Source organism: Kluyvera ascorbata ATCC 33433 (assembly GCF_000735365.1).
In the GTDB taxonomy this organism is placed as follows: Bacteria; Pseudomonadota; Gammaproteobacteria; order Enterobacterales; family Enterobacteriaceae; genus Kluyvera; species Kluyvera ascorbata.
This window is the reverse complement of record NZ_JMPL01000153.1, coordinates 1-8,843: the sequence shown is the minus strand read 5'-3', so window position 1 is coordinate 8,843 and position 8,843 is coordinate 1. Positions and strand designations below refer to the sequence as shown.

The following is an 8,843-nucleotide window of genomic DNA, read 5'->3' as shown; positions in this document are numbered from 1 at the left end:
CAAAACCGTGCTTCTCGTGCAGGTGCAACGAAGCGTGGTTTTGTGATTCGATACCCGCAACCATCACGTGCTTGCCGCGACGGCGGGCCTCATCAATCAGCGCGCCGAGCAGAATATTGCCGAGCCCTTTGCCCTGGTGTTCCGGATGGACGTAGACTGAGTGTTCAACGGTATGGCGGAAGCCGTCAAAGTTACGCCAGTCGCCGTAGGAGGCATAGCCGGTTACGACACTGTTTTCTTCGCTCACCAGCACCGGGAAATGACCGAGCTGACGCGCTTCAAACCAGGCAATACGGTTATCGGTATCGACGGTTTTATCGTTCCAGATAGCGGCGGTATGGACGACCGCGTGGTTATAGATTGCCGCAATGGCGGCACAGTCTTCTTTTGTTGCAAAACGAATAGCCATGGAGTTGCACCCTGAGTGTTGTTCACTATATTATTACGATATGAATACTATTGAAGACAACTTAAATCAACGGATCGGTGCAAGAATTCGCATTGAGCGTGAGTCGCGCAGCTGGTCGCTGAGCGAATTGGCCGAGCGTGCGGGTGTCTCCCGGGCGATGATCCACAAAATTGAACGCGGCGAGAGCAGCCCAACAGCGGCGCTGCTGGCGCGGCTTTCGGGTGCCTTCAGTATCAGTATGTCGACGCTGATTGCCCGTGCAGAAATGCAGGAAGGGAAGCTGCTGCGATTTGCCGACCAGCCGGTCTGGCACGATCCGCAGACCCACTATCTGCGTCGCCACGTTTCGCCACGCGGCGAGCTTCCGGTCGATCTGGTGCAAATTGAGCTACCGGCGGGTAGCGACATCCCGATGCCTGCATCGGCCTACGCCATGGCGCGACAGCTTATCTGGATGCAGGAAGGCGAGCTGCTGTTTATGGAAGGCGATACGGCGCATCGAATGCAAGCCGGGGACTGCCTCGAACTTGGACCGCCAAACGACTGCCGTTTTATTAACAATAGCGGTAAATCCTGCACCTATCTGGTCGTCAGACTTAACGTGCCGCTGTAGTTAACGATTCAGCAGCCAGATTGCATAGTTTACGCATGATTAATTTTCTATTAATTTTGCTTAAATCTAATTGTGATAAAAATATATATCGTATTTTCTGCGCAAAAAATAAAACCCCAGCTATTAATTATAATGGTCTGGGTAAATAAATACGCGGAGTTATAATAATTATGCTGGATTTTGCCAAAGCACAACGTATCAGTTTGACACAGCAAGTAGAGAACAATATCAAGAATGCGCTTGTTGTGGGGGCGTTAAAACCCGGGGAGCGATTAGTCACCCGAGAAATAGCCATAAACCAGGGCATCAGTATTACACCGGTGCGTGAAGCGCTGCTGCGTTTGGTTTCCTTCGGGGCGCTTCAGGCAGCGCCTGCGCAGGCCTTTATGGTGCCAGCGCTAACCAACTCGGCCTATCTTGAAATTAACCGGATTCGAAAAAACCTTGAGGGGATGGCGACAGCAGCGGCCTCAGAACATATAACCGCAGATAAAATGAGGGCATTAAAGTCTCTCTCCGAAGCCTTTCATGAGGCAAAATCTGCCGGTGACGTTACCCGTATGCTGCAAACTAATTATCAATTTCGATTCCAGATATACACCTATGCGGAAATGCCAACCTTAATGGCAATGATTGAACAATTATGGGTGCGAGCGGGACCAAGCCTGCATTTTTTATATTTAAATTCTATGGAACCGTTTCAGCATCAAAATGTGTATCAACCATTGTTGGATGCGCTGGAAAAAAGGGATTCAACAGAAAGTTATTCGGCGATATGTCAAATTATTGATGAATCAACATCGTATTTGAAACAGCAGTATCGGCATTAATTTACGTCTGGAAAATACGTTTCCGGGCTGCCCCGGAAACGTCGTCATGCATTATTCAAAACGCCACGCCACATTAACGCCCACGCCGTAGTTACGGCCTGGTGCGGGTTCGTAGTAGCGCTTGTTAGACTCATTCACGATAACCGAGCCGACGTATTCGCGGTCAAACAGGTTATCGACGCGCCCGAAGACATCCAGCGTCCAGTTGCTGAGATTGAACTTGTAGCCGGTATTCAGGCCAACCACGGTCCAGGACGGCGCACGAGCGGTGTTAGCATCGTTGGCCATAATATCGCCCATGTAATGCACGTCCGCGCCGGCGTACCAGCCGCTTTCTGGTTCATAGCCCAGCGAGGCGAAGCCCATATTGCGGGCGATGCCTGGAATACGATTGCCGTTACAGCTGCCGTCACCACAGACATCGGTGCGGTAGGTGGCGTTAAGCCAGGTCCATGCCGCTTTGGCGCGCCAGTTTTCGGCAAACTGCTGGTCAATTGCCAATTCAGCACCCTGACGACGGGTCTTACCGGCGTTTTTGTAGCTGGCGCGGCTTTCGTTATTGCTATCGGTGACTATCTCATTGGTGGTGTTGGTCTGGAACAGCGCGGCGCTGAGTAAGCCATTGCCAATACGCGTTTTGCTCCCAATCTCATAGGTCTCGTTGGTGGCAGGTTTAAGGTCCAGATTTAGCCCATTTGCCGTGCCGGAATGGTAGGAGAGTTCGCTGATGGTAGGGGTTTCAAAACCGCGACCAACGCTGGCATAGACGTTCCATGCATCGGTAATGGCATATTTTAACGAGCCCGCAGGCAGCCATTCGTGATAGCTGGTATCGCCGCTGCTGTCGCCATTACCCGTAGTAACGTAGTGATCGTTGGAGTCAAACCACACCGAGCTATAGCGCACCCCCGCATCCAGGGTCAGCTTGTCGGTCAGCTGCCATTGGGTTTGCAGATACGGGTCGAGATTCCACATCAGGTTGCGTTCGTTGCGGCGCAAATTACCTTTTTCGCCATACTCCGGCGTTGAACCATTCATAACGAAGTTTTCGTAGCCCCGGCGCTTCTCGTTCATATTTTCGTAGTTAAGCCCAGTGGTGAAGGTCACCGGAATCAACATTTCGCCGCGGTGCGTCCAACGAGTATCGATACCCTGATAGTGACGATCGAGGTCGATCACGCCGCCGGAATGAGCGGGGTTCTTCTGATAAGTGTTGGGAATCGACTGGTACTGCGTGGTCTGGCGCTCCCCGGCGTACATCATCACGCTGAGGTCGTCCTGCTCGCTGAGCTGACGCTCATAGCGCAGGCCCGCCTGGGTTTGCTTCACGCTTTTACGCGTATTGTACTGGTCGCCGCGCGGGGACTGCTGGCGGTCAGCGTCCATCTCACTTTTGGTCAGGCCACCCGGATCGTTAGCTTTAATATCGACGGTGTTGAACAGCAGCGTCAGCTTGCTGACGTCGTTAATCCGCACGCCGAGTTTGGCGTTGGCGAGGTTCTTGCGCGCCGCGCTGTGATCGCGATAACCGTGGGTGGTGAATCGATTCGTCGACACCGTGTAGTCAACGTCGCCCGCATGGGTACCGTCGCCCACTGCGCCGCTGGCTTTCATGCCGTAGTGCCAGGTACCGTAGCTGCCGTAATAGCTGTTGGCTTCAATGGTGGTGGGCTGCTTGCCGGTCTGGGTGGTGACGTTGACCACGCCGCCGGAGGCGTTACCGTACAGCGCAGAGAAGGGGCCACGCAGCACGTCAACGTGATCGATACTGCCGATGTCAATATTCGAGGTTTGCCCCTGACCGTCAGGCATGGTGGCCGGAATACCGTCAACGTACAGACGAATACCGCGCACGCCGAAGGTTGAACGGGAACCAAAACCACGTATAGAAAGCTGAAGATCCTGCGCATAGTTCTGACGGTTCTGCACCTGCAAACCCGGCACAGCGCCCAGCGATTCTGAAAGGTTAACCTGCGGTGCGGCGTGACGCATGTCTTCGCCGTCTACCACGCTAACGGCGGCGGGGGTATCCAGCTCAGAAACGGCCTGTGGGGCGGCGGTGACGATTAACGTTTGTTCATCATTGGCCCAGGAAAAAGGAGAAAAAACAAGCGGCAACAGCAGCGCAGGCAGCGCCACAGAGCGTACGGTTATGATTTTCATGAAAAACTCGCAAAATGTACCAAATGGAACAGACCCCAATAGGTTAATACTTTTGTAAATGTATTGAAAACTTTAGCAGCATAAATCGTTAATTTCAGGTGATGAAATAGAAACTAATTGGTTGCCAGGGGTAATAAAAGCTCCACTTTACATAAATTAATGATTACTATTCGCATCTATAAACGTAGTGCAATGACGCTGCGAAGCCAGAAGCGATGTGAAGCAGAAATCATTAAGTTCATCAAAGGGAGTCGTCATGTCATTACGTCAATTGTCCGCGCCGCGTCTGCGCCGTTCTCTGTTGTTGAGTGCTTTCCTGCTGGCGGGAAGCTTTAGCGCGCATGCCGCAGATGAAATGCTGCGTAAAGCGGTAGGCAAAGGGGCATATGAAATGGCCTACAGCCAGCAGGAAAATGCGCTGTGGCTGGCCACATCACAAAGTCGTAAAACCGATAAGGGCGGGATTGTTTATCGCCTTGATCCGGTCACGCTGGAAGTGACGCAGGTTATTCATAACGATCTCAAACCGTTTGGCGCGACGCTGAATAATCAGACCCAGACCCTGTGGTTTGGTAACACCATTAACGGTGCGGTGACCGCGATTGACGCCAAAACGGGCGACGTGAAGGGACGCCTGGTACTGGATGGCCGTGAACGTAGTGAAACGGTTAAACCATTGCAGCCGCGTGAACTGGCGGTGGATGAGAAAACCAATACCGTATACATCACCGGCATTGGCAAAGATGGCAGCTCCGTCTGGGTTGTTGACGGCGACAAACTGACGCTGAAAACCACCATTACCGGTACCGGAAGCTTCGGCACGGGCCTGGCGGTCGACTCGGATAAACAGCGCCTGTACGTTACTAACGGCGATGGCGAACTGGTCACCATCGATACCGCAAGCAACAAGATTCTGACTCGTCAGAAGCTGCAGGATGACGGCAAAGAGCACTTCTATATCAACATCAGCCTGGATAAAGCAGGTCAGCGTGCCTTTATCACCGACTCCAAACAGCCGGAACTGCTGGTCGTAAACCTGAAAGATGGCAAAGTGCTGTCGAAGGTAGACACCCAGGAAGGGCTGGCGGTGCTGTTCAACCCGGTTCGTAACGAAGTTTACGTGACGCAGCGTAAAGCGGGCACCGTGACGGTGATTGATGCGAAAGACTATAAAGTCACCAAAACCATCAAAACGCCAACCTTCCCGAACAGCCTGACGCTCTCCGCCGACGGTAAAACGCTGTACGTCAGCGTGAAGCAGGAATCTACCCGTCAGAAAGAGGCCACCGCGCCTGACGACGTGATTCGTATCGCGCTGTAATTTGTACGCTGGGAGGTCCATTGACCTCCCGGAAATCATCACGTTAACTTCTGTTACATCCCGTCGATACCCCATTTCACCGTATCCGGCATACAATATGCCGACTTAACCTTGCCATTGGCGGGGACAATGAACGGAGAAATGATGAAAAAGCCTTTATATTTCCTGTGCGCGGGCGCAATGCTGCTGGCTCTGGCAGGCTGTACGACTAACTACGTAATGACCACCAAAAGCGGTCAGACGATTGTGACGCAGGGTAAACCGCAGCTCGATAAAGAGACCGGCATGACCAGCTACACCGATCAGAACGGCAATGCGCGTGAAATCAACAGCAACGACGTGTCGCAGCTGGTTGAAGATAATTGATTTGAGTTTTGTTTAGCGACCACGCTTGCGGTATTCCCCTGGCGAAATACCGAACCGCTGCTTGAAGGCGGTAGAGAAATGGCTGTGGTCGCTGAACCCCCAGCGATAGCCGATGCCGGCGAGCTTTTCGTCGTCTGGCGCACGCTGTAGCGCTTGGGCGCAGAGGTCAAGACGACGGTTCTTGATATACTGCGCCACCACCAACCCTTTATCGGCAAACAGTCGGTACAGGCTTCTTACCGACATACCGGTTTCATCGGCGAGCCACTCCGGGCGCAGATGCTCTTCCTGAATCGCATCGTCAATCAGCGTCATGATCTTCTGAAACTGCTTTTCGCGCCGTGAAGGGGCGACCTCCCGCTGATGCAGCATCGGGCGCAGCAGGCACACCATCGCATCCAGCGCCGCTTCACTTTCGCTTGCCGAAAGCTGCGGGCTGCTCATGCTCTCATGCAGCAGGCGCTGGCTAAGCTGCACCATCGGCAGGGATTTATCTAAACGGGTAGCGACGCTAATTCCGCTGCCGCGCAGCTGGTTTTCCAGCAGTTGACGCGGTAGCAGCAGTGAGACCTGACGGGAGGTTTGCTGCCAGAGAATAGAGCAGGGGCGCGACGCGTCAATCAGCGTCATATCGCCGGTTTGCAGCTTCACCTGACGATCGTCCTGCTCAATATCCGCCTGACCGGCAAGCTGAAACACGGTATAGAACCAGGCATCGTTACCGCTGCGGATCTCCTGGCGGGTGCGGAACAGATTGACGTTGCGAGTCGTAACGGTGCTGAGCTTGAGGCTGCCCGCGTAGCTGGTATCTATCTCACCATGAAAGTCGCCATCCAACGGGCGCGCCGCGAAATGCCCGCACACCTGGTTGATTTTGGCCAGCCACGCCTGATATGTCTCACCGCTATTTACCGCTGCCATACGCCATCTCTGCAATGAAAATGTTTTGGCATTGTTGCATTTATGTTGCCTTTAACAAGGGTTCGCGGGGGAATATATGAAAGAACTATTACCTGTTGCACATTTCTGCCAGAGCAATCTGTTTAATTGCGGCGTCTGTCACAGCCGCACAAGCGAATGTCACAGAGACAAAAGCGCGATCTCCAGACCCGCCGTAGACTGAAATGACTAACCGCGAAGAATAAGGAGACGATATGTCCTCATCACAGGTAGCACTGCTCCCAAGCGTGCAGCAGTTTTTAGACCGTCAGCATGGCCTGTTTATTGATGGCTCGCAGCAGGCGGCGCAGAGCGAAAAACGTCTCACTGTCTGGGACCCGGCAACGGGCAAGGCGATTGCCACCACCGCGGATGCTAATGCGGCAGACGTTGACCGCGCCGTCATGTCCGCCTGGCGCGCATTTGTTTCCCGCAGTTGGGCTGGGCGTACGCCTGCCGAGCGCGAACGTATTCTGCTGCGCTTTGCTGACCTCGTTGAGCAAAACGGCGAAGAACTTGCCCAACTGGAAACGCTGGAGCAGGGCAAATCCATCAACATCTCTCGTGCCTTTGAAGTCGGCTGCACCCTGAACTGGATGCGTTATACCGCCGGGCTGACCACTAAAATTAGCGGCCGCACGCTGGATGTCTCCATTCCATTCCCGCAGGGCGCACGCTACCAGGCGTGGACCAAAAAAGAGCCGGTTGGCGTCGTTGCCGGTATTGTGCCGTGGAACTTCCCGCTGATGATTGGCATGTGGAAGGTGATGCCTGCGCTGGCGGCTGGGTGTTCTATCGTCATTAAACCGTCGGAAACGACGCCGCTGACGCTGCTGCGTGTGGCGGAACTGGCCATTGAAGCGGGGGTGCCGGAAGGCGTATTCAATGTGGTGACCGGCAGCGGCGCCGAGTGCGGCGCAGCGTTAACCTCACATCCGCATGTGGCAAAAGTGAGCTTTACCGGCTCTACCGCGACCGGTAAACAGATTGCCCGCGTCGCCGCCGACAGGCTCACCCGCGTGACGCTGGAGCTGGGCGGTAAAAACCCGGCCATCGTACTGAAAGACGCCGATCCGGCATGGGTTATCGAAGGGCTGATGACCGGCAGCTTCCTTAACCAGGGCCAGGTGTGCGCCGCCAGTTCACGTATCTATATAGAAGCGCCGCTGTTCGATACGCTGGTCAGCGGCTTTGAGCAGGCGGTGAAATCGCTACAGGTGGGTCCAGGTATGCTGGAAACCACGCAGATTAACCCGGTGGTGTCTCAGGCGCACTGCGCCAAAGTGGCGGCGTATCTTGATGACGCGCGTAAACAAAACGCCGAGCTGATTACCGGCAACGTTGGCCCGGACGCTCAGGGCTTCTACATTCCGCCAACGCTGGTTATCAACCCGGATGCCAATCTTCGCTTAACTCGTGAAGAGGTGTTTGGCCCGGTAGTGAACCTGGTACGTGTCGCCGACGGCGAAGAGGCGCTGCGCCTGGCCAACGACAGCGACTTCGGCCTGACCGCTAGCGTCTGGACCCGTGATCTGACTCAGGCGCTGAACTATACCGACCGCCTGCAGGCCGGCACGGTATGGGTCAACAGCCACACGCTGATTGACGCCAACCTGCCGTTCGGCGGCATGAAACAGTCGGGTACGGGGCGTGATTTTGGCCCGGACTGGTTGAACGACTGGTGTGAAACTAAATCGGTGTGCGTGCGCTACTAATTTGCACTCGACCGCGCCCTCTCCTCGATGGGAGAGGGCGGCTCTGTCAAAACGAGGTGCTCTGCGAGTGACGTTCGTTTAAGCGACCCATAATAATTAGTTGTTAAGGAACTTCTGAGCAGGGAGAAACAATGTGTTACTATAATTCAAACGGGGGTATGAGGATTCAGGGATTATAAATATATGAGATTTTATGGCATCGATTATCTTCAAACGCAGTCTAATATTAATGATTATTTAAAATACATCATTATATTTAGCGCGCTATTTATTCTGATTGTTGTTTTTAGCCTGTACATGCGTCATCGCTTGCAAACTAAATATCGTGACTTAACGATCATCGTCTTCTTGTTTTTACTCTTCATTTCTGGTGTCCAGTATGCTGATTATACTGATAGCCAAAATTTCCACTCTCAATCATCGCAAATGGTTAATTTCGTTAAGTTGCTATCGAAAGAAAAAGAAGTGAACGTAAACACTATATTTT

Annotated in this window: 9 protein-coding genes; 6 read left to right on the top strand and 3 right to left on the bottom strand. The window is 53.4% G+C overall.

What is annotated here, in order from left to right; all coding sequences use genetic code 11:
- Positions 1 to 409 (bottom strand): GNAT family N-acetyltransferase (locus tag GKAS_RS21450; protein WP_035897304.1); only part of this gene is annotated, 409 nt, incomplete at its 3' end.
- Positions 410 to 449: 40 nt separating this feature from the next.
- Here GKAS_RS21450 and GKAS_RS21445 point away from each other — a divergent pair.
- Both GKAS_RS21445 and GKAS_RS21440 read left to right on the top strand, forming a co-directional pair.
- The gene (locus GKAS_RS21445) at positions 450 to 1,022 is read left to right on the top strand and encodes a helix-turn-helix domain-containing protein (RefSeq protein WP_035897303.1); all 573 of its coding nucleotides are present in this window, start codon (positions 450 to 452) and stop codon (positions 1,020 to 1,022) included.
- A 170-nt stretch (positions 1,023 to 1,192) separates the two neighbouring features.
- Positions 1,193 to 1,852 (top strand): GntR family transcriptional regulator, encoded by a 660-nt coding sequence (locus GKAS_RS21440; protein ID WP_035897302.1) that lies wholly within the window; start codon positions 1,193 to 1,195, stop codon positions 1,850 to 1,852.
- Positions 1,853 to 1,903: 51 nt separating this feature from the next.
- On the opposite strand, the gene pqqU is transcribed toward GKAS_RS21440, so the two are convergent.
- Positions 1,904 to 4,015 (bottom strand): TonB-dependent receptor PqqU, encoded by a 2,112-nt coding sequence (pqqU, locus tag GKAS_RS21435; protein ID WP_035897300.1) that lies wholly within the window; start codon positions 4,013 to 4,015, stop codon positions 1,904 to 1,906.
- A gap of 256 nt (positions 4,016 to 4,271) precedes the next feature.
- Between pqqU and yncE the strand changes: the two genes are divergently transcribed.
- Both yncE and GKAS_RS21425 read left to right on the top strand, forming a co-directional pair.
- Positions 4,272 to 5,336, top strand: a complete 1,065-nt coding sequence (yncE, locus tag GKAS_RS21430) for a 7-bladed beta-propeller protein YncE (protein ID WP_035897299.1) — start codon at positions 4,272 to 4,274, stop codon at positions 5,334 to 5,336.
- A 144-nt stretch (positions 5,337 to 5,480) separates the two neighbouring features.
- Positions 5,481 to 5,702, top strand: coding sequence for a YgdI/YgdR family lipoprotein (locus tag GKAS_RS21425; RefSeq protein ID WP_035897298.1), 222 nt, complete (start codon positions 5,481 to 5,483; stop codon positions 5,700 to 5,702).
- Between the two features lie 12 nt (positions 5,703 to 5,714).
- Here the strand turns inward: GKAS_RS21425 and feaR are convergent, their stop codons facing one another.
- A complete protein-coding gene (feaR, locus tag GKAS_RS21420) occupies positions 5,715 to 6,623 on the bottom strand; it encodes a transcriptional regulator FeaR (protein WP_035897297.1) in 909 nt (302 codons plus the stop codon).
- A 233-nt stretch (positions 6,624 to 6,856) separates the two neighbouring features.
- Here feaR and GKAS_RS21415 point away from each other — a divergent pair, with 233 nt between their 5' ends.
- Positions 6,857 to 8,356: an aldehyde dehydrogenase family protein gene (locus GKAS_RS21415; RefSeq protein ID WP_035897296.1), complete on the top strand. Its 1,500-nt coding sequence runs from the start codon at positions 6,857 to 6,859 to the stop codon at positions 8,354 to 8,356.
- A 183-nt stretch (positions 8,357 to 8,539) separates the two neighbouring features.
- Positions 8,540 to 8,843, top strand: a 304-nt coding sequence (locus GKAS_RS21410) for a DUF3290 family protein (protein ID WP_035897295.1), incomplete at its 3' end; no start/stop codon positions are given.

Coding starts and splice junctions, on each gene's coding strand:
- GKAS_RS21445 (WP_035897303.1), top strand. CDS start 450: ATGAATACTATTGAAGACAACTTAAATCAACGGATCGGTGCAAGAATT.
- GKAS_RS21440 (WP_035897302.1), top strand. CDS start 1,193: ATGCTGGATTTTGCCAAAGCACAACGTATCAGTTTGACACAGCAAGTA.
- pqqU (WP_035897300.1), bottom strand. CDS start 4,015: ATGAAAATCATAACCGTACGCTCTGTGGCGCTGCCTGCGCTGCTGTTG.
- yncE (WP_035897299.1), top strand. CDS start 4,272: ATGTCATTACGTCAATTGTCCGCGCCGCGTCTGCGCCGTTCTCTGTTG.
- GKAS_RS21425 (WP_035897298.1), top strand. CDS start 5,481: ATGAAAAAGCCTTTATATTTCCTGTGCGCGGGCGCAATGCTGCTGGCT.
- feaR (WP_035897297.1), bottom strand. CDS start 6,623: ATGGCAGCGGTAAATAGCGGTGAGACATATCAGGCGTGGCTGGCCAAA.
- GKAS_RS21415 (WP_035897296.1), top strand. CDS start 6,857: ATGTCCTCATCACAGGTAGCACTGCTCCCAAGCGTGCAGCAGTTTTTA.